Genomic DNA, 20,141 nt, shown 5'->3' with positions numbered 1-20,141 from the left:
GTTGTGACCTTGACTACATTTTTAACCATTACGTCTGATTTCATGCGCCTAGAGCAGTTGCAAGCGTTTCTCGCGGTGGCAGAGACAGGTAGCTTTCAGCAAGCTGCTCAACGTTGTGGCGTGACGCAATCAGCCATCAGTCGGCAGATTCAAAGCTTAGAGGCTGCGTTGAAGATTCCACTCTTTCATCGCACGACCCAGGCAAAGCTGACGATCGCGGGCGATCGGTTTCTCCCGCGCGCCAAAAAGATTTGCCAGGAATGGTTGATCGCGATTCAGGATTTAGATGATTTGCTGGCGGGTAAACAGCCAGAGCTTTGTGTGGCAGCGATTCATTCCATCTGTGCTTACCATCTGCCACCCGTGTTGCAGCAGTTTTGCCGCGACTACCCAGATGTACAACTGCGGGTGACAGCGCTGGGCAGCGATCGCTCCCTCAAGGTGCTGAAGGATGGGCTGGTTGATCTGGCGATCGTCATGCACAATCGGTTTTTAATGACGAACCCAGAAATGGTGGTGCAGGTGCTGTACGATGAGCCGATTAAGGTACTGATTGCAGCAGACCATCCCCTAGCAACCTACGAAACGGTTCCCTGGGATGCACTGGTCACACACCCCCAAGTCGTCTTTAAGGATGGCTACGGGATGCAGCGGCTTGTGCAGGAGCAGTTTGAACGACGGGGAGCCACGTTACGGGCGGTACTGGAACTCAATACGCCAGATGCCTTTCGAGGCGTAGTGCGGCAGGGTGAACTGATTGCTCTGCTGCCCGAAACTGCTCTCGTTGAGGCGTATGCAGACCGTACCTTAGCTGTGCGATCGCTGGCTCCTGGTGTTAAGAGCCAGCAGGGTGAGTTGTCCGATTCGCTGACCGATCCGCCGTTTACCCGTCAGGTGGTGCTGGTGACAACGCGCGATCGCTTACAAATTCCACCCATTCAACACTTTTTTAATCTTGTGGCTGCTTTGTTGCCACCTCAAATTCAGCTACCACTGTCGATCGCAACCGTTGAGTAAGCGCGTTCTTGCGGGTGCTTTCTGCCGCTATTGAGTTAATGCTATGAGTCATGAGTTTAGAGAACTACTTCGCAAAGTGGGCAGCGGCACACATACCAGTGAATCCTTGACCCGTGAAGAAGCGGCAGCGGCAACTCGGTTGATGTTGCTACAAGAGGCGACCCCGGCTCAAATTGGCGCATTCATGATTGCTCATCGCATCCGGCGACCTACAGGTACCGAGTTGGCGGGGATGCTGGATGCCTATGCAGAACTTGGTCCACGCCTGCACTCGATCGCGTCTGCCTATCCTGTGACGGTGATGGGCGTGCCCTACGATGGACGATCGCGCACAACTCCCCTCGCTCCTTTGATTGCCTTGATTTTGGCTACGGCTCATTGCCCCGTGATTATGCATGGGGGCGATCGTATGCCGACTAAAGAGGGTGAACCGCTTATTGACTACTGGCGTGAATGGGGTGTGGACTGGAGCAAACTTGCACTCTCGCAAGTGCAGCACGTGTTAGAAGCCACAGGGCTGGGCTTTATCTATTTGCCGACCCACTTTCCTCTGGCTCAAGGACTGGTGCCCTATCGTGAACAAATCGGTAAACGCCCACCGTTTGCGACAATGGAGTTAATCTGGTCTCCCTACGCAGGCGAGGTGCATGTTGTCTCTGGTTTCGTGCATCCACCGACAGAATTGATGTTTCAAGAGGCGATCACCTTGCGAGGGATCACTCACTTCACCAGTGTGAAAGGCTTAGAAGGAAGTATTGATTTGCCTAGAGAGCGGACAGCTATTATCGGCTTAGGCGCAACCGCGATCGACTTTGAACGCCTGCACCTGCATTCACGAGACTATGGCTTTGAGGGCAAAAATGTCCCCTTAGACGCAACACCGAAACTGATTGAAGCCATGCAGTCTGTCCTGCAAGGACAACCCTCTGAGTTGATGCAGTCTACTCTCTGGAGCAGCGGATTCTATTTATGGCGCTGTGGCGGTTGTCGATCGCTCGAAGCAGGCATCCAGGAAGCGAAGCGCTTACTCACCGAGGGCCTGGTGCTACAAAAACTGCGCGAAATTCAGCAGGTCGCCACTCCATTGCAATTGACGCATTAGTGTAAAAAGTAGAGATTTCTGCATCTTTAGACATTCTCTGACGATTTTTAGCGGTCAGCGTAGAAGTTTTGAGTTTTGAGTTGGACAGAGAGGTGAGAGGTGTAAGAGTTTTAAGTAGCGCTCTGTATCGACAAGCTAGCGAGTTTTGAGTTGCTTCTCCCGCCTCCCCTGCTTCCCCCGCCTCCCCGCCTCCCCGCCTCCCCGCCTCCCCTGCCCTCTGCCTTCTACTCAACTCAACGGCGAATGTTGAATGACTGCAAGCCCTCCGGCGTTTCGTAAGAAGCTCTCACTTGTTCTACGATCGCCTCTGGTGGCCCTTCGTGACACCAGCGCACCATTGACTCGATCGCGGCCTCCTCTCCCTCAAAAACCGCTTCGACTCGTCCATCGGGTAAATTTCGCACCCAGCCCTTCAAACCCAGGTGCGTTGCAATCTTGGCCGTTGTCATGCGGTAGGCAACACCTTGAACCCGTCCCGAAATCCATATATGTGCGCGAATCAATTCCATACGTTGTAGAAGACTGCAACATTACACTCAGGTTAGCGAGGCTGAAACCGTCTCCACTACTTTTTTCTCTATACCCCAATTTTTCTTTGCGCTCTGTTGGGAATGGCGCTCACCGCCTATGTATTCATCAACGGTTCGATGCAATGATGCGTTTTCTAGCCCCCAACTACACGTCGTTTACCCTTCCTCACTCACTATGGGCACTATTCAGATTATTCGCAACTTCCATTCTGATGCTGAGCAGATAACGCGCACCATTCGCATTTTTACGCCTGATGCCTATACACAGCAGCCAGGTCAATCGTTTCCTGTCTTGTACATGTTTGATGGGCAGAATGTGTTTTCCCATCCAGAATCGGCCATGTTTGATACCTGGTGCGCCAACACGACGATGGAAGCGCTGGTTAAAGAAGGAAGCGTCCGTCCCTGGATTATTGTGGCGATCGACAATACGCCCGATCGCATGATCGAATACTCTCCCTGGATTGGTGGACGAGGCGACCTGTGCGCTCAGTTTTTGGTGAAGCAGCTTAAGCCCTATATCGATAAAACCTACCGCACCCTCCCACAGCCGCAGTGGACAGGTGTCATGGGTTCCAGTATGGGCGGGTTGATGTCCCTTTACATCGGCAAGAAATATGCCCAGACGGTGGGTCGCATTGGTGGACTTTCGCCTGCCTTGATGTGGGGTGGCGATCGGATGTTTAAGTTCTGGGATCGTCACGAAAATGTCTGGTTAAAAATCTATCTATATGTGGGGAGCCAGGAGCAATACTCGTTTCATGGCGTTTGGCTTGACTACGTCCCCATCACGCAAAATTTCTACAACCACCTCAAAGGGCTGGGCTACAAAGACCACGAAGTCCACTTCCTGCTCGGAAACGGTGAATCGCACTATGAGACCTCCTGGCAACGACGACTCCCCGAAATCTGGCGCTGGTTGCTGGCTGAAACACCAACTCACTAAGTGATCACAGCTGTTGATTAATAGAGCTTTCTTGGATGGGAAAGGCTCACTCTGCGATCGTCCTTTAAGCTGAAGTTGAATAGTTTCTAACCTTTGCTGTATGGGAATCGATATGACATATCAGGCAATGCCTGAATGTCCGTTGCTGCAACGATCACGGCAAGATCCTGAACTTGGCAGTTTGCTTGAATTTTTCAGTTCCATCGAGAGAGGTGCAATAACCTCGGAACAACCGTGGCTTAGCTTTGCCGAAGCAGCACAGCAAACTATTCAACAGCATCCCGGTTTAGAAACACGCTGTTTGGCTTGGGGACGTCGTTGGGACGCACTCTATTACTTGCTTTCTGAGAATCGGCGGCAAGATCAGCCCCAACCTGAACCAAGCCCTGATTTAAGCTTGATTGAAAAGGCCATTTTTGGTGGCACAATTTTACATCCACAGGTCAAGACGACGATTGGTTTTCGTATTAGCTATACATTGCCCGATGATGTCGGTGCGATCGCCGATTGCTTAACTGGTATCACGCCCGTATTGCTTCATCAACATTTTGATCCACCAGCAATGCGTCAACACAGCGTCTATAAAATTCGCGGTGATGAGGATGAAAATGAATTGACGTGGATACAACAAGACTTCGAGAAACTAAAAACCTTTTATCAACACGTTGCAGTGCAAAATGAAGGGGTACTTGGATGCCTTGGCTAGTGATATAAAGCCTTAGCCTTTCAGTTTTTTGCGAATGTTTCTACCCATCATGATATTAAGTAGTTCAATGAAATATTCTGCATAACGAAAACTTTTCCAGGTTTCCAAGATGAGCTTTTTAAGCATGACCCGCCTTTGTACTTATTGGGCAGTTAAGACTTGCTCAATGGTTAAAGCAAGTTCAGGAAAGGTGCGAGAAAGTAAGCGATCGCTGCCCCTAAACTCGATGACATCATAGAAGCCGTCATTCAGCAGCAGTACGGAAAGCTTGGCTTCTAGAGGATCAACGATCCAATATTCAGTAATACCGAGAGCGGCGTATTCGGAGCGTTTGAATCGGTAATCGCGTGTCACGGATTCTGGGCTAACAATTTCGATCGCTAAGAGCGGTGCCGTTGTGAGAATAGCCGCTTGATAGCGAATGGCTTGTGCTTGTTCGTCTGTGATGACACAGACATCCGGCAAGCGTGACCGACTTTCGGTGGTTCGCACGCCTGTCTCTCCTTGCCGCACCCGCCAATCTAGCCCTAAGCGTTGAATCTCTAGGTAAAGCTGAACGAGCAGAAACCCTGCGATCGCCCCATGTTCACCTGTTGGAGGAGTCATTAAGACAAGCGCTCCATCGAAGAGTTCATACCGATTGTCTGTCCCATCGTCGTAGGTCAGGTAGTCTTCAAACGTGATGCGTTTTGTAGGGGACTGAACCATAGCAACTCTTTGAGACTCTTTGAGGTTACTGCAAGGCTGCTTTGAGTTTTGTAGGTTGAGTTGAGCCAGCTATGTGCCTTAACCCAATCTACACAGATTATTTAATCCACGATCCTTAGTAAGGTTAAACCTCTGTGCTTGGTAATGGTATTTCTCGACCACTTTCATAGACCGTTTCAATCCGGAGTTGATGGGCTTCGATCGGATTGAATCAATGACCAACTTGACTGAGGACCGACCTGCAAAACTTGATGATCAGGGGTAAATAACTCCCAGTAGGGCAAGTCAAACTCATCGTAACGGACAGGAGGGGTGATGGTTAAGTGGATACCTTGGCTGAAATTTAGTGTCAGACCAAGCACCGGATAGTCAATTTTGAGCGATTGCAAAATATTACCCTCAAGCTGACGAAGCTCACGTTTGAAAATATCAAGCATAGCTGCTTTAGTATCTAACGTTGCACTTGCGTCGGATGGATTGTTTAATTGCCATGCAGTGCCGCGTGTCCCTAATATCCAACTCCCCTTGTGCTTTCCAGCCATTGAGGGATGAGTATACGGAATTTGTTCGCCGAAGTGAAGCGTTAACTCATCTCCATAGCTGAGAGTTGCTTTCCAGCATGTCTCACCAATCACACGACTTGCGATTGCGTAGAGCTGATTAATCCCTTTAATGTCAGTAATTTGGTGAGTAAGTTCGATTGTCATTGCATTAAGAAATGTCTTAACTCAGTTAACTCAATCCTAAGAATTCTCGCGCTTTTTGCCTCAGTTCTTCATAGGTGAAATCACCGCGATCGTTTTTAGTGCCACTATGATCACTGAGTTTTTCTGCTTCTAGAAAATCACCAAAGTCTCTGCGTTCTTCTGGGGTCATGTTGAATTCTCTTGCAACCACTTCAACCTGCTGAATGTCTTTTTTCCTGCCCAAGCCCGTTCCTCCAGAGGGGCGATTTAGCAAATATTTCGCTGGTCTACCAATTTAGCTCAAACCAGAGATTAGCTGATTTTTGGCTTCTGCGAGTGCTTCTGGTAGTTTGCTGGCATCGCGTCCGCCTGCTTGAGCGAGGTTAGGACGACCGCCGCCGCCGCCGCCTGTGAGTTTGGCGATCGCGCCTACCAGTTTCTCAGCCTGAAGTCCTTTCTGAATCACGGCAGGGCTGAAGGCAGCGACTAGGCTGACCTTATCCGCTTCGGGCACGGAACCAAGAACAACCGCGCCATTGGTCAACTTTTGCTGAAGCTGTTCCGCAGCGGTTTTGAGGGATTCGGGGTCAACGCCATCCAGTTGAGCAATGAGAATGTGGAATTCGCCAACGGGTTCAGCCTGCGTCAAAAGACTATCAGCTTTAGCGAGGGCAAGCTGTCCTTTAACGGTTTCGAGTTGCTTTTGAGTGGTTTTGAGTTCGGTTTGCAGAGACGTGATGCGATCGCCAATTTCTTCTGGCTTCACCTTGAAGCGATCGCTCAGGTCACGGACGATCGCATCGCGCAGGTTCAGGTATTCCAGCACTGCCGTACCCGCAATGGCTTCAATGCGACGAATGCCAGCCGCAACGCCTGTTTCAGAAACGATTTTGAACAGACCAATTTCGGCGGTATTGCTGACATGGGTGCCGCCACACAGTTCTATCGATACACCTGCCACATCCAGCACGCGGACTTCGCTGCCGTATTTTTCGCCAAACATGGCGATCGCGCCTTTTGCCTTTGCTTCGGCGATCGACATGATGGATGTCTGAGCATAATGCGCTTCAGCAATCCAGGTGTTGACCTGCTCTTCAACCTGCTGGAGTTCGTCAAGTGTGAGGGGACGGGGGCAATGAAAGTCAAAGCGGAGGCGATCGAAGGAGACCAGCGAACCCGCCTGCGAAATGTTGTCATCCACCAGCTTTTTCAATGCCGATTGGAGGAGGTGCGTTGCGGTGTGGTGTGCCTGAACGCGACGACGGCAAGCAAGGTCAATCTGCGCTGTAACGGTATCACCTGTATGTAGCGTGCCTCGTTCTACACGACCATAGTGGACGAAGAACGCCGACTCTTTTTGCACGTCCTCAATGCGTACCAGAACGTCGTCGCCAGAGAGGTAGCCGCGATCGCCAACTTGCCCGCCTGACTCGGCGTAAAACGGCGTTTCATCCAGCACAACCTGAACCTCTGTGCCTGCTTCTACCGTTTGTTTGGGTTTGCCGTTCACCATCAATACTTGCGCAACAGCTTCGGTGACGGGTTGGGTATAGCCCACAAACTCGGTTTGCTCGATGTGGGCTGCGAGTTGATCGAGAGAGCCTTGAGCCGTGAGGTCAATGGTCGTGTGCGCCATTTGGGAGAGCCGCCGTTGCTTATCCATTTCGGCTTCAAACCCAGCGACATCGACGGTCAATTCTCGTTCAGCTGCAATCTCTTCTGTTAGTTCTAGAGGAAAGCCGTGTGTGTCGTAGAGCTTAAAGGCATCTTTGCCCGAAATTTGCCCACCTACACCAACTTGCGCGGCGATTTCTGCCAGCAGATGTTCGCCCTTATCGAGCGTCTTGAGAAAATTAATTTCTTCGCGTTGCAGCGCGACTTTGATGGTTCGCTCCATGACGCGCACGTTGGGATAAGCAGACTCTGAAAGGGCGATCGCGGTTTCAGCAACTTTGGGCGTGAACTCGCGATCGATGCCAATCAAGCGACCGTAGCGAATGACGCGACGAATCAAGCGACGCAGCACGTAGCCGCGACCTTCGTTGGAAGCCACAATGCCATCGGCAATCATGTGAACGACGGCACGAATGTGATCTCCAATGACCTTAAGCGCGATTTTGGTTGCTCCGTCAGCGGTAGCATAATCGACGTTGGCGATCGACGCTGCCTTCTGGATAATCGGAAAGATCAGGTCAGTCTCATAGTTATTGGGCACCTTCTGGAGGATTTGTGCCATCCGTTCCAGACCTAACCCGGTGTCAATATTCTTGTTTTGCAGTGGGGTCAAAGTACCTGCCGTATCCCGGTTGTACTGCATGAACACCAGATTGTAGAACTCAATAAACCGGGCGTCATCTTCCAGGTCAATGTGTGCATCGCCCTTTTCGGGATGGAAGTCGTAGTAGATTTCAGAACACGGTCCGCATGGCCCCGTAGGCCCCGACACCCAGAAGTTATCTTTCTCACCCATGCGCTGAATCCGATGAGCCGGAATGCCAATTTCGTCTCGCCAGATTGCAAAGGCCTCATCGTCGTCTTCAAAGACGCTCACGATCAGGCGTTCCGGTGGCAAGCCGTAGACCTTCGTAGACAGTTCCCACGCCCACGCGATCGCCTGCTGTTTGAAATAATCCCCAAAGCTGAAGTTTCCCAGCATCTCGAAGAAGGTGTGGTGCCGCGCCGTGCGTCCCACATTCTCGATGTCGTTGGTGCGAATGCACTTCTGCGAAGTCGTCGCGCGAGGAAACTCAGCCGGACGCTGTCCCAAAAAGATCGGTTTGAACGGCAACATCCCGGCGATCGTCAACAGCACGGTAGGATCTTCCGGCACCAAAGAAGCACTGGGCAGAATCGTGTGCCCTCTGGCTGCGTAGAAGTCGAGAAAGGTTTGCCGAATTTGAGTGCCGCTAGGAGGAGTAGCCATGAAACGTGGTGGGGGACTGTAAGAAATTATTCGCTGATCTTAATGATGCCGCATGAACTAGCCAATCTCCCACTGCGATCGGGGTTAATTCGCTATTTACTTTATTTGCTCCTTGCTTTATTTGCTTTACGGTAACTTCAATGTTAGTAACCACAGCTTTAATGCTAGTAACCACAGCTTCATCATTACTAACCACAGCTTGAGCGTAAGTAAACATAACTCAAGCATAAGTAACCGCAGCTTGAACGGAAGTAACCACCGCTTGAGTGTAAGTAACCACAGCTTCTTCGTTGGTAACCACCGCTTGAGCATAAGTAACGATCGCTGGGTTCAACGTAACATCAGCAACGATGGTTAAGGCAGTGGCGATCGCGAATTCCTTGCTGGAACGCCTTTGCTGCCGCCAGTGGATTAGGATTCTGCACACACTCACTCAGCAATGTCATATCCAGGTTGGGAAGCAGTTCACTCTGGTCGATCGCCTCATAGCCAAAGGTTTGCGCCCATTGCTCCAGGTTCTCTGCACGCAGGTGATACAGCAGGAAGCAGTTGTTTTGCCAGAACCAGACCTCCTGGACTCCCAAGCGCTGAAACCGTTCCAGTCGATTAAGATCGCCGCTCGTTACCACCACTTCGATCGCCAGATCAGGAACCGCTTTATCGGTGCCAATGCAGTAGCTTTCATCTGGCTCCGTTCCAACTCGTTTGTCTGCGTTGCGAAAGGTCGTGGAGCCAGTGGGGAAATATTCGGTATCCGTCTCCAGAAAATAGATTTCTAAAAGTGTCCCAATGCGAGTTTTGCCACTTTCATGCCGACGGCTGGGTGCCACAATTTCCAGAACTCCATCTAAATAGTTGATGCGATACGCCAGACTGTCTCCCATCCGGGTCAGCAATGCTTCGTATTGTGACCAGGAGACGTTAGAGATCACTCGCCGTTCTTCCGGGTCATCTAGCTCTAACCATTGAGAGAGGTCTTCCAGCAGCAGCATCACCCGTTCCTCGTTGCCCTTTCACTGATTCTAATAGGATTCTAACCTGTGCCTTGATGCCTCTCGGTGCTGCCACGGTGCTGAGAGAACCGCTAGCGTTCTAGGCACAGGGCAAGGTTGATCGATGGAGTGTAGTCAAGATCAGATTCATCGTGAGTAACGATCGCTCTAGCAGAAGTGACAATGGTTTGAGCACAAGCAATAATCGCTATCCTTGTAGAAGGCTACTGCTTAGCAAGTCGCAGCCTAATTACCTCGATCAGATTTTAGACAGCGCGATTTCGGTCTAATTGTCTAACTTAAAGCTCTTAGATGGTAAGGGTCTGTCTAAACAAGTGTTGCGAATACAGTGAAATATGACGATCTCAGTTTTCTATTCATGGCAAAGTGAACACCCTGAGAATGTCAATCGGTACTTTATTCGAGATGCTCTTAAAGACGCAATGCGCGTTATCAAACGAGATTATGGACTTGATGAGCGTCCAGAAGTAGATCACGATACAAAAGGGACACCAGGATCGCCAGAAATCGTGTATACAATTTTCTCAAAGATTGAAGCGAGTTCTGCTTTTGTTGCTGACGTATCCTTTACTTCAGAATCCGCTGAAGGCAGGCTTTGCGCGAACGCCAATGTCCTTATTGAGCTCGGATTTGCACTACACTCGCTTAGTGATGAACGGTTAATCTTAGTAATGAATGATGCGTTTGGAAGTCCAAAAGACCAAATGCCCTTCAATCTTGCCACACGCCGTTGGCCAATTACCTTCACTCTCCATCCGAATGCAGATAAGCAGACTTATCGAGAGGTTCATAAAGATCTCGTCTTCAAGCTTACTGAAGCACTTAAGGTAATGTGCGGCAGTGGTATTCTATTCTCGACTCCCACTACAAATTCATCGATACGATCTGATCGACTGCTATTTGCTAAGCTCTTGGAGCAGTTTCCTTCAAACGGCACTACAGCATTTTTCCTTCGTGATTGGGATCTTGGAGGCGCATTCCCTTACAGATGGTTAACTGGAGTTAACGATTTCATCCACGATTGGGGAAATGCGCTGTATGAGTTCATAGACCCTCACCTTGAAAGCAAGCGAACAGATTTTATGGAAAAGCTGATCTCATTCCGAGATGGGCTAAGCGTGAACGGATGGAGATCGGGGGATGAGGGCGATATCTTTTCTATGGAACTGGATGAGTTTGATGATGCAAATCCTCGTTGGAAGAAAAGAGATGAACTAAATGCTACGGCAACAGCGGCGTATGAGGCTCACCAAGAGCTTATTCGAGCCTGTAAGGTAAGGCTCGGTACCCCAGACGCCAGTTAGTAAGCTCATGAGAGAGTGGTTATTGTCTATGCTCTATTTTTTATGTGTCAACTACAATAGCCTAACCTTTGGCGACGATCGCTAAAATCTTTGACACTAAAGGTTTCAAATCTGCCAAACGATCGCATGGTGCTGACAAAACAACGATCGCACGGTGGCAGATGCGGCTGAAATGATGGGGTGCGATCGATGCCCTTTGTGAGAGAGATCGGACTGTTGGTGAGAGCCGCTTTTGTGAGAAACCAATGGGTGCGATCGCTAGATTTTTCCCAAAACAGATACATTGCTGCTCATGAGATGCTGCGCAGCTAGTCGATCGAGCATCGCGCCCAAGCATTCGTGGAGTTGGGCATCAAACCGTTGGATGCGTTGCACTTAGCCTCGGCGATCGCAGCTCAAGCCGATTACTTTTGCACCTGTGATGACCGATTTCTGAGACGAGCAAAACTAGCAGAGACTCAGCCGACGAAAGTGGTTTCAACTTTAGAGTTAATTGCAGAGCTATCAACATAACTCAGCCCAAATCTCTTAACCAAACCACTCAAGAAGCGATCGCACTTCTGATGTAAGAGCTCGGCATTGCCAATACCCTCCGCTTTCTCAATCAGTTTTCGACAGGGTATGGAAATTATACAGAAGAACGTGAGGCGCGGTTTCAAGACTCGACACTGGCTGAAATTTTACAACAGATACCAAAAGCTTAATTGATAACGCGCTCTAGCAAAGAGAGTGTCCTCCTTACGGTTAGTGACTGAATCTGCAACGATCGCGTCCTTCCATCCCGAACATAAGATCGTGGAAGTGTAGAAAGCATCATGCAGCATTTGATCAGGAGTGTGAAAATGAGTCATTGTAGCTTGCGGCATACAGGTGCGATTGTGAGCGGTAGCTTGATGCTACTGGGTTTGATGGGATGCTTGAAGGCAACGAGTGTGCATCCAGCGATCGCCAGTCCGCAACCGCTTCAACCACCTCAGACGATCGCGATGCAGAAGCCTCAAGCTGTCAATCCGAAGCTAGTCACTGCGAATACTACCTTTGGTTTCAAGCTGTTTTCAGAGTTGCTTAAGCAGGAGGGCAACCAGAATGTGTTTGTATCACCGTCCAGTATTGCGATCGCGCTGTCGATGGCTTACAACGGTGCAAGCGGTGAAACGCAGCAGCAGATGGCAAAAACTCTTGAGCTTCAAGGGATGAGTTTAACTGAACTCAACCAGGCAAACGCAACTCTGAAAGCGTTGCTTGAGACTCCTGATGCAGGCGTGCAGCTTGCGATCGCAAACTCACTTTGGGCACGGCAAGGCGTTCCCTTCAAGCCAGCCTTCATTCAACATAATCAGAAATTTTACGGCGCACAGGTAACCGATTTGGACTTTGCGGCTCCTAATGCCACAGCGACAATCAACAACTGGGTGAAAGAAAACACTCGCGGCAAAATTAGCCAGATTGTAGATAGTCTGAAACCCGATGATGTGATGTTTCTAATCAATGCCATCTACTTTAAAGGCACCTGGGCGAAAGCCTTTGATAAGACTGACACGGTTAATAAGCCGTTTTACCGGGCAGATGGTAGCCAAAAGCGCCACCCAATGATGGCGCAAACGGGCAGCTACAAGTATTACGAAACCAATCAGTTTCAAGCGGTTAGCCTTCCCTACGACAAAAAACAGGTCAGCATGGTTCTCTTTTTGCCAAAGAAATCTTTTAACCTGCCAGACTTTACTAAAACGCTGACCGCTGAGAGTTGGCAGCAGTGGATGAGTCGGTTTCGCACCCAACCCGGTTCTGTGCAGGTGCCTCGTTTTAAGCTGGAATATGAGGTGGAACTGAAAAAAGCATTATCGGCTCTGGGCATGCCGATCGCCTTCGATGCCAGCAAGGCTAACTTTGACGCACTAAGTACAGCCTCTACCAAAATCGATCAGGTGAAACATAAAACCTTTGTGGACATGAACGAAGAAGGTACGGAAGCAGCGGCAGCAACGTCAGTCGGCATTGTGGCAACCTCCATGCCGATGAATGAACCGTTTCGAATGGTGGTCGATCGTCCCTTTTTCTGCGCCATCCGTGATAATCGGACGGGAACGATATTGTTTATGGGTGCGATCGTCGATCCCAAATAGTCTTCTTTCGTGCCTCTGCGGTACAGCCTAAAATAGTAAAAGGAATCGCAGAGACGCAGAGAGCGCAGAGATTTTGGACATCGATGCAACACTACAAACATTTGCCCGCTTTGGGGTACGGCTGGGGTTAGAATCGATTCAGCAGCTTCTAAAGGCACTGGGCAACCCCCATGAGCAGGTGCCGATTGTCCATGTGGCGGGGAGCAACGGCAAAGGATCGGTTTGTGCGTATCTTTCTGCGGTGCTGACGGAGGCAGGCTATCGGGTGGGACGCTATACCTCGCCGCATCTGGTGCGTTGGGAAGAGCGCATTTGCGTCAATGAGCAGCCGATCGCTACTTCCGATCTGGAACAGGTACTTCAGCAAGTCATCGCTGCCAGTCAATCACTTGATCCGTCCCCGACTCAGTTTGAGGTTTTCACAGCTGCTGCATGGCTTTACTTTGCACAACAGCATGTTGACATCGCAGTTATCGAAGTAGGGCTGGGTGGACGACTGGATGCTACTAACGTGTGCGATCGTCCCCTTGTGAGCATCATTACCTCCATCAGCCGTGAACACTGGCAGCGCTTGGGGCCTACGCTGGCAGACATCGCCTGGGAAAAAGCAGGCATTCTTAAGCACAGTGGCATCGCCGTCATTGGGCAACTACCGTCAGAAGCAGCTGCGGTCATTCATCGTCGCACGGCTGAGCTAGAGTGCTTGACGGTGTATCCTCAGCCTGCAAAAGCTTTGGGCGATGGATGGGCAGAATATCAAGGTGTGGAAGAGTACGACATTCAGCCAGAATCGCCTGATCTCGAAGCAGAAGGCATCATTATCCTCAAAGCGCTCAAGTATCGATCGCCTCTGCTTGGAGACATTCAGCGCCATAACGCAGCACTCGCGATCGCCGCGCTTCAGGTGCTACGACAGCAAGGATGGCAAATATCGGACGCGACGATCGTCAACGGCATCGCTAAAACGAGATGGGCAGGACGCTTGCAATGGTTCCATTGGGAAGGACACAAGATTCTGATTGATGGTGCCCACAATCCTGCCAGCGCAGAAGTTTTGCGGCAGTTTATGGATAGTCCCGCGATCGTCAGCAACCGCAGCACCCAAATTCATTGGGTCATGGGCATGCTCTCCACAAAAGATCATGCCGATGTATTTAAGGCACTGCTGCGAGGGGGCGATCGGCTCTACCTCGTGCCTGTCCCCGACCATAGCACCGCCGACCCTGAGAAATTGGCCGCCTTAGCCTACGAGGTTTGCCCTGACCTGGCAGCCTGTCAAACTTATCTCGATGTGCTTCCCGCGTTAGAAGCCGCCACAAGCGATCAGCCAAGCGCAACAAGAATGAAGCCAAAGACAGACGCTCCTCTCACGGTTCTGTGCGGCTCTCTCTACCTGATTGGGCATTTTTTCCAAGCTGTAGATGCTGCACTGTAAAGCCAATCTTGTGCCACTACACATCAGGCAAAGAACTCTTCAGCCGGAGCGTGGATGCCTTCTTTGATCAGAGTGGTGCGATCTTTGATGGGCGACCAACCAAGCTGGCGCTCGGCTTTGGAGGAATCAAACACGGCGGCAAAGCTGCGACCCTCCCAGTCGGCATAGCTGGGGAAGGCGGCGTTGGGGTCACGTCCGAGTTTCTTCACTGCCCACTTCGCTAACGACTCTGAGTAGTTGCGCCAGCTAGAGGTGGGAATACGTCGAAGCTTCAACCCCGCTTGTTGCTCAAATTCGTCAAGGTAATCATTGGCAGTGACTTGAGGTTCGCTGGTGAGGTTAAAGGACTCGCCTTCAATGCCAGGAACCGCGATCGCCCGTGCCATTGCGTCCGCAACATCATCCACCAGCACGATCGGCAGCTTACTGTTACCATCACCCCACAGACGACAGACGGAGTTATAGGGCCATGCAGCAATGCCCCAGTGGTAGGGATTGCCACCCCGACCGAGAACCACACCGGGACGGAAGATTACGACAGGTAAACCCTTTTCGCGCTGAAGCTGAAGCAAGATACGTTCGTTTTCGACTTTCGATCGCGGGTATGGTGCGACTCGCAGCATCCCTTCATGAGGTTTTGTGGTTTCGGTAATCGTCCCGGCACCGTTGCCTGCGTAGTAGATGGCGATCGACGACGCATAGAACAAGCGCTTCACGCCATGCTCCAGACACAGTTCCGCGACTTTGCGTGTCGGCTCCACATCCGTTTTGAGGTAGTCTGCCCAGGTTTTGCCATTGCCGCGTGCCAGATGGTAAACGTATTCAATACCGTCCAGAGCGGCTGCAACAGCGTTGGCATCAGCGAAATCACCTTTCGCCAGTTCCACGCCCAGATTGCGAAGTGCGGGTGAGCAGTTGTTGGGGTCGCGGGCGAGAATGCGAACCCCATGACCGTCTTGTCGCAAGCGTTTCACCAGCGCTTGACCAATAAAGCCTGTGCCACCAATGACGAGTACATTGGACTTTGGCAGTTCTGCGATCGCAGGCTGATTCAACGCAAAGACATCAGTTTTCGGCTCTGGCAGGTGTGTTTCGCGGGCAACCCATTCAGCCAGGGCGATCGCGCCTTCTCCCAAGGATGGATCGATCCGCTCATCCAGCTTGCTGCGACGGGTCGTGTAGAAGCTTTCGACCGTCCGCGCAATGCTGTAGGAGAACGGTGCAGAGACTTTGGAAAGACCAGCTTTGGCGAGAACTGCGCTCGTCAGCGTGCCAGCCGCTTGCGAGAAAGATTCGCGGGCAGTGGCGGCAACGGTGGCAAAGCGATCGACGTCCAGCAGATACGGTGTGTGCTCCTGGCAGGTGTAGGTATTGTTCTCAAAGTCCACATGGGCGATCGCATTGGTGCCGCGCACATGGATGTAGTGTTCTGGATAGCCGTCAATGAATGAGAACCGGATACGAATGCTGGTGTTGCCCTTCCAGCCGCGAATTTCCCAACGTCGGTAGAACTCCAGCCCACGAGGCAAATCGATGCGATCGTTCACATCTACCGACAGCGAATCGGGTTGCCCAATCAAGTGAACCAGATGGGTAAAGGAGTGGGGCGCGACTTCAAACAGAATGTTCTTGGGTGTTTGAAGCATCCACGCGCCGTAAGGGCCACCTGTGAGTTGACCCAGTTCCTTGTTCCAGACGATATCAATTTGATCAACACGTCCGAGCCGTCCGCTACGCAAATCGGCGACAAGCTTTTCGTACACCGGGAAGTAGAGGAAGTTGTGGCTCACACCGATCGTCTGTCCAATGGTTTCGGCACGACGACGGAGTTCTTGACAGTCGCTCACCCGATGGCACAAAGGCTTCTCAATAAAGGCATCGACTCCCGCTTCAACCACCTGGCAACCCGTGGCAAAGTGCACATGAGGCGGTGTGAGAATATGCACCACATCCAGACGCTCTTTAGACAGCATCTCACCCAGATCACCATAAACGGTTGAAATGCCCTTTGACTGTGCAAACTGCTCTGCTAACCGCTTGTTCAAGTCACAGATCGCACGCACCTCAACGTTGGGTAGAAGGCGCAGTGCTGCGAGGTGATAATCAGAAATGTAGCCTGCCCCAAGCAGCGCGACGGCGACGGGTTTGCTTTGTCCGTTATGAACTGCCATTGGCTATCTCCCTGTGATGTGAACGGTATTGACAACAGGCGTTTGAGCGCCCTTATATTCAATGATCTTGTGTTGTCGGTTGAGCAAACGATCGCTCGTAAACTTGATGACTCCAAATGCTTCTGGAAATACAGACGCCCCGCAGGACAAACCCCAGGGAATACTCTCCTCCCAGGAAAACCCTCGTTTGTGTGTACCCAGAATGGTTCGCAACGCCGTCAGTGGATAGCGTCCGAAGGCAAGGAGCGAAAGCCCAAGGGTGAAGGGTGCAAGCGCGATCGCGCCCACAGGCACCAAGACGCCCCACAGCCAGGTGCGCCGGATCTCCTTGACAAACTTCCGTTCTGGCGGCGCACCGTGCAGGCTGTGAACCTGAGCGTAGGCATAGCCACAGCGTTTCGCCCGTTGCCACCATTGTGAGAGCTGATGGATATTGGCATCATGGAGGGTGCTGTCATGGTCGATGCGGAGGATAGACCCGTTTGCCTGTCGCAGCCGCACGCTCAGTTCATCATCTTCCGCCGCAATCACGCTGCTGTCATAGCCACTTACAGCGGCGAACGCACTGGCACGAATCATGACATCGCCACCAAAGTGAGCGGTTTCACCCACTGACCCCATCCGCCACTCAACGTCACAAATGCGGTTATAGGGGCTGCGATCCGGGTAGCGTTCACGCCGCCAGCCACATACGGCTACGACCGTAGGATTTTCGTCCAGCGCAGCGGCGGCAGCTTCGAGCCAACCTGCTACCACTTCGCAATCACCATCGATAAATTGGACGTATTCAATATCAGGATGCTGTTCCCGCAGACGAGCGAACCCAGCATTACGAGCACGCGCGGCTGTAAAGGGAATCGATAAGTCCAAATTGACTACGATAACGCCGCGATCGCCAGCAGCCTCACAGCTTCCATCCGTCGAGCCAGAGTCCACATACACAACGGGACGAGAGCCATCCACAACGGAATCTAAACTGCGAAAGAGACGATCGCCCTCGTTGCGCCCAATGATGACGACTCCAACCTTGTGTGAGCTAGTCACGCACCCTCCCTTTTAACACCACTTGCCATTGCAGAACCTTTTCATCGTGCGATCGTTCCATCCGGTAAGAATTCAGTCTAGACTCTCAGCGCGGCGAAGGAATTAAGCGTAGAGTGCCCAAAAAATTGTGCGGTGTTCATCTCAGATGAATAAAGCGAACCACTCGTTCCTGTGCCGACTTCCAGTACAACATAGAAGCGGATGGGGTTAAAGCCAAAGCCGACACTGGAGCGCAAAATTATCCGTACACACCGAGTTTGTGAAGCAGATATTAAGCGCTATGAGAAGTAAATCGCTCTGGTTTTAGTGGTCAGAAACGGAAATCAGGAGCCAGAAGTAACTCTAAAGCTGACCGCTGACCGCTAATCAATTCATCGTTGCTGACTCTGGCTCAGGAGCATCCTGTGCAGGATGAAAATAGTCGTAAATTTGCTGGGCTAGACGAGGGCCAATACCAGGAACCGTTGCAATCTGAGCAGGACTGGCTTCACGCAGGTAGTCGATCGACCGAAAGGTGGCAAGCAGTTGTTTCTGACGATGATGTCCGAGGCCGGGAATTTCGTCGAGGCGCGATCGACGCATGCGATCGCTGCGCTGTTGGCGGTGAAAGCTCACGGCAAAGCGGTGCGCTTCATCCCGCAAACGACGGAGTACCTGCACACCGGGCTGCTCAGCATCCGTGTTCAGCGGCAAGGATTCTCCAGGCAAGAAAATTTCTTCGCGCTGCTTGGCAAGGCTAACGACTTTCACATCGTCCAGCAAATTCATCTCGCGCAAAACCGCGACCACTGCCGAAAGCTGTCCTTTGCCCCCATCAATCATCACCAGATCGGGAAAATCAGCCGTTGCAGACACATGACGGCTCAACACAGAATCGGCTTCAGCTTTCACCAACTCACCCTTTTCTTTCATCGCTGCATACTTGCGAAAACGGCGACGAATCACCTCTGCCATGCTGGCGAAATCATCGGAGTGCCCAGACGTCACCGTCGGATTTTTGATTTTGTAATGGCGATAGTGCTGTTTGGCTGGTAGCCCATCAACGAAGACGACTTGCGATGCCACCGCATCTGAACCCTGGATGTGAGAAATGTCGTACCCTTCAATGCGGCGAGGTAGTTCTGGCAAGTCGAGAATTTCGGCAAGGTCGAGCATAGCTTGGGCGTTACGATCGGCAAACCGTTGCGTCCGTGCTAACTCATACTCGGCATTGCGCTCGACCATCTCGATCATCTCAGCTTTGGTCTGACGCTGAGGCGCGACGATCGTCACCTTCCGCCCCTTTGCCTCCGTCAGAAACTCTGCCAGCATGTCACCTTCGGGCAGTTCGTGCTGCACCATAATCTCAGCGGGAATTTCCACTGCATCGACGGTTTGATAATGCTCTTCCAACACGCGCTGCAAAATGTCTCCGGGTGAACCCGATTGAGCATCGGCAACAAAGCCCAAGCGCCCTACTAGGCGACCCGCACGAATCTGGAAGAGTTGCACACAGGCATATTGATCATCGGCAGCCAGAGCGATCGCATCCCGTGAAATGGTATCGTCCGCCATCGACACTTTTTGGTCAGCACCGAGCAGCTTTAAACCTGCAATCTGGTCACGAATTCTGGCGGCTTGCTCAAAGTTCAACGACTCTGCTGCCTTTTCCATCTGCGCGGTGAGGATGTCGGTTAGTTCGCGCGATCGCCCCTGGAAGATCATCGCCACCTTCTGCACGATCTTGTGATAGTCCTCTGGGGTGATCAACGCCTGACATACACCGGGGCAGCGACCAATATCGTAGTTCAGGCACGGACGATCCTTAAAGAGCGGTTGGGGTCGTTGCCGCAGGGGGAAGATCCGTTTCACCAGATGCAGCGTCTGCCGCAGTAATCCCGTATCCACATAGGGACCGTAATAGCGATCCTTTTTTTCCTTACTCACCCGTCGCTTACGCGTGATGAAGATGCGCGGATAGGCTTCCGACCAGGTGATGCAGAGATAAGGATATTTTTTGTCGTCCTTCAGCAGCACATTGAAGTGGGGTTGGTGCTGCTTGACCAGGTTTGCCTCTAGCGCTAAAGCTTCGGCTTCGGTATCGGTGACGATAAACTCGATCTCCGCCACTTGCTTCACCATTAACGCAATGCGAGGACTCAAGCCTTGATTGTCCCGAAAATAGGAGCGGACGCGCGATCGTAGCTTTTTAGACTTCCCAATATAGAGAATCTGATCGTTCGCATCCCGCATGTAGTACACACCCGGCTCCGCTGGAATCTCTTTGAGGCGACGTTCCAAACGATCTGGGTCTTTAACCAGTGTTAACGCTTTTGCAGATGTCACAGACAACGATTGGTGATGGGGCTTTATCTCAATTTTAAACGAATCTATGGAGACTTCAAACATTGCTAGAGACGCGCATCTCCGTAATCGCTAAGATCGATGTGTAAT

At 51.3% G+C, this 20,141-nt stretch carries 18 protein-coding genes; 8 read left to right on the top strand and 10 right to left on the bottom strand.

The window, feature by feature from the left end; all coding sequences use genetic code 11:
* Nucleotides 1–3 precede the first annotated feature (3 nt).
* Both AC5JLP_RS32835 and AC5JLP_RS32830 read left to right on the top strand, forming a co-directional pair.
* Entirely contained in the window at nt 4–1,017 is a 1,014-nt protein-coding gene (locus tag AC5JLP_RS32835; RefSeq protein WP_496072077.1) for a LysR family transcriptional regulator, read from the top strand.
* A gap of 43 nt (nt 1,018–1,060) precedes the next feature.
* Nucleotides 1,061–2,119, top strand: a complete 1,059-nt coding sequence (locus AC5JLP_RS32830; protein WP_496072076.1) for an anthranilate phosphoribosyltransferase family protein — start codon at nt 1,061–1,063, stop codon at nt 2,117–2,119.
* A 233-nt stretch (nt 2,120–2,352) separates the two neighbouring features.
* Here AC5JLP_RS32830 and AC5JLP_RS32825 read toward each other — a convergent pair whose 3' ends face one another.
* Complete coding sequence (locus AC5JLP_RS32825) at nt 2,353–2,628, bottom strand: acylphosphatase (RefSeq protein ID WP_496072075.1); 276 nt, start codon at nt 2,626–2,628, stop codon at nt 2,353–2,355.
* Nucleotides 2,629–2,824: 196 nt separating this feature from the next.
* Here AC5JLP_RS32825 and AC5JLP_RS32820 point away from each other — a divergent pair, with 196 nt between their 5' ends.
* A complete protein-coding gene (locus tag AC5JLP_RS32820; RefSeq protein WP_496072074.1) occupies nt 2,825–3,595 on the top strand; it encodes an alpha/beta hydrolase in 771 nt (256 codons plus the stop codon).
* A gap of 100 nt (nt 3,596–3,695) precedes the next feature.
* Complete coding sequence (locus tag AC5JLP_RS32815) at nt 3,696–4,301, top strand: DUF1877 family protein (protein ID WP_496072073.1); 606 nt, start codon at nt 3,696–3,698, stop codon at nt 4,299–4,301.
* A 141-nt stretch (nt 4,302–4,442) separates the two neighbouring features.
* Here AC5JLP_RS32815 and AC5JLP_RS32810 read toward each other — a convergent pair whose 3' ends face one another.
* The 5 genes from AC5JLP_RS32810 to AC5JLP_RS32790 form a co-directional block, all read right to left on the bottom strand.
* Nucleotides 4,443–5,009: a Uma2 family endonuclease gene (locus AC5JLP_RS32810; protein ID WP_496072072.1), complete on the bottom strand. Its 567-nt coding sequence runs from the start codon at nt 5,007–5,009 to the stop codon at nt 4,443–4,445.
* Between the two features lie 176 nt (nt 5,010–5,185).
* The gene (locus AC5JLP_RS32805) at nt 5,186–5,716 is read right to left on the bottom strand and encodes a hypothetical protein (RefSeq protein WP_496072071.1); all 531 of its coding nucleotides are present in this window, start codon (nt 5,714–5,716) and stop codon (nt 5,186–5,188) included.
* Between the two features lie 25 nt (nt 5,717–5,741).
* Nucleotides 5,742–5,939, bottom strand: coding sequence for a hypothetical protein (locus AC5JLP_RS32800; protein WP_496072070.1), 198 nt, complete (start codon nt 5,937–5,939; stop codon nt 5,742–5,744).
* Nucleotides 5,940–5,990: 51 nt separating this feature from the next.
* Entirely contained in the window at nt 5,991–8,618 is a 2,628-nt protein-coding gene (alaS, locus tag AC5JLP_RS32795; RefSeq protein ID WP_496072069.1) for an alanine--tRNA ligase, read from the bottom strand.
* A gap of 341 nt (nt 8,619–8,959) precedes the next feature.
* Nucleotides 8,960–9,610 (bottom strand): Uma2 family endonuclease, encoded by a 651-nt coding sequence (locus AC5JLP_RS32790; protein WP_496072068.1) that lies wholly within the window; start codon nt 9,608–9,610, stop codon nt 8,960–8,962.
* A gap of 356 nt (nt 9,611–9,966) precedes the next feature.
* On the opposite strand from AC5JLP_RS32790, the gene AC5JLP_RS32785 reads away from it, so the two are divergent.
* Nucleotides 9,967–10,935 (top strand): hypothetical protein, encoded by a 969-nt coding sequence (locus AC5JLP_RS32785; protein WP_496072067.1) that lies wholly within the window; start codon nt 9,967–9,969, stop codon nt 10,933–10,935.
* A 47-nt stretch (nt 10,936–10,982) separates the two neighbouring features.
* Here AC5JLP_RS32785 and AC5JLP_RS32780 read toward each other — a convergent pair whose 3' ends face one another.
* Entirely contained in the window at nt 10,983–11,219 is a 237-nt protein-coding gene (locus tag AC5JLP_RS32780) for a hypothetical protein (protein ID WP_496072066.1), read from the bottom strand.
* A gap of 31 nt (nt 11,220–11,250) precedes the next feature.
* Here AC5JLP_RS32780 and AC5JLP_RS32775 point away from each other — a divergent pair, with 31 nt between their 5' ends.
* The 3 genes from AC5JLP_RS32775 (at nt 11,251) to AC5JLP_RS32765 (ending at nt 14,493) form a co-directional block, all read left to right on the top strand.
* The gene (locus tag AC5JLP_RS32775; protein ID WP_496072142.1) at nt 11,251–11,448 is read left to right on the top strand and encodes a PIN domain-containing protein; all 198 of its coding nucleotides are present in this window, start codon (nt 11,251–11,253) and stop codon (nt 11,446–11,448) included.
* A gap of 329 nt (nt 11,449–11,777) precedes the next feature.
* Nucleotides 11,778–13,058, top strand: coding sequence for a serpin family protein (locus tag AC5JLP_RS32770; RefSeq protein ID WP_496072065.1), 1,281 nt, complete (start codon nt 11,778–11,780; stop codon nt 13,056–13,058).
* Between the two features lie 73 nt (nt 13,059–13,131).
* Nucleotides 13,132–14,493: a bifunctional folylpolyglutamate synthase/dihydrofolate synthase gene (locus AC5JLP_RS32765; RefSeq protein ID WP_496072064.1), complete on the top strand. Its 1,362-nt coding sequence runs from the start codon at nt 13,132–13,134 to the stop codon at nt 14,491–14,493.
* Between the two features lie 23 nt (nt 14,494–14,516).
* On the opposite strand, the gene AC5JLP_RS32760 is transcribed toward AC5JLP_RS32765, so the two are convergent.
* The 3 genes from AC5JLP_RS32760 to uvrC form a co-directional block, all read right to left on the bottom strand.
* A complete protein-coding gene (locus tag AC5JLP_RS32760; protein ID WP_496072063.1) occupies nt 14,517–16,664 on the bottom strand; it encodes an NAD-dependent epimerase/dehydratase family protein in 2,148 nt (715 codons plus the stop codon).
* A gap of 3 nt (nt 16,665–16,667) precedes the next feature.
* Entirely contained in the window at nt 16,668–17,708 is a 1,041-nt protein-coding gene (locus AC5JLP_RS32755) for a glycosyltransferase family 2 protein (RefSeq protein WP_496072062.1), read from the bottom strand.
* Nucleotides 17,709–18,074: 366 nt separating this feature from the next.
* The gene (gene uvrC, locus AC5JLP_RS32750; protein WP_496072061.1) at nt 18,075–20,033 is read right to left on the bottom strand and encodes an excinuclease ABC subunit UvrC; all 1,959 of its coding nucleotides are present in this window, start codon (nt 20,031–20,033) and stop codon (nt 18,075–18,077) included.
* Nucleotides 20,034–20,141 lie beyond the last annotated feature (108 nt).

This window comes from Stenomitos rutilans (assembly GCF_059505485.1).
This window is presented reverse-complemented; position numbering and strand designations above follow the sequence as displayed.

Excerpts from the sequence above, each read along its gene's own strand:
- AC5JLP_RS32785 (WP_496072067.1), top strand. The coding sequence starts at position 9,967 with ATGACGATCTCAGTTTTCTATTCATGGCAAAGTGAACACCCTGAGAAT.
- AC5JLP_RS32760 (WP_496072063.1), bottom strand. The coding sequence starts at position 16,664 with ATGGCAGTTCATAACGGACAAAGCAAACCCGTCGCCGTCGCGCTGCTT.
- AC5JLP_RS32805 (WP_496072071.1), bottom strand. The coding sequence starts at position 5,716 with ATGACAATCGAACTTACTCACCAAATTACTGACATTAAAGGGATTAAT.
- AC5JLP_RS32830 (WP_496072076.1), top strand. The coding sequence starts at position 1,061 with ATGAGTCATGAGTTTAGAGAACTACTTCGCAAAGTGGGCAGCGGCACA.
- AC5JLP_RS32815 (WP_496072073.1), top strand. The coding sequence starts at position 3,696 with ATGGGAATCGATATGACATATCAGGCAATGCCTGAATGTCCGTTGCTG.
- AC5JLP_RS32770 (WP_496072065.1), top strand. The coding sequence starts at position 11,778 with ATGAGTCATTGTAGCTTGCGGCATACAGGTGCGATTGTGAGCGGTAGC.
- AC5JLP_RS32780 (WP_496072066.1), bottom strand. The coding sequence starts at position 11,219 with ATGTATCTGTTTTGGGAAAAATCTAGCGATCGCACCCATTGGTTTCTC.
- AC5JLP_RS32810 (WP_496072072.1), bottom strand. The coding sequence starts at position 5,009 with ATGGTTCAGTCCCCTACAAAACGCATCACGTTTGAAGACTACCTGACC.
- AC5JLP_RS32790 (WP_496072068.1), bottom strand. The coding sequence starts at position 9,610 with ATGCTGCTGCTGGAAGACCTCTCTCAATGGTTAGAGCTAGATGACCCG.
- AC5JLP_RS32820 (WP_496072074.1), top strand. The coding sequence starts at position 2,825 with ATGGGCACTATTCAGATTATTCGCAACTTCCATTCTGATGCTGAGCAG.
- AC5JLP_RS32825 (WP_496072075.1), bottom strand. The coding sequence starts at position 2,628 with ATGGAATTGATTCGCGCACATATATGGATTTCGGGACGGGTTCAAGGT.
- alaS (WP_496072069.1), bottom strand. The coding sequence starts at position 8,618 with ATGGCTACTCCTCCTAGCGGCACTCAAATTCGGCAAACCTTTCTCGAC.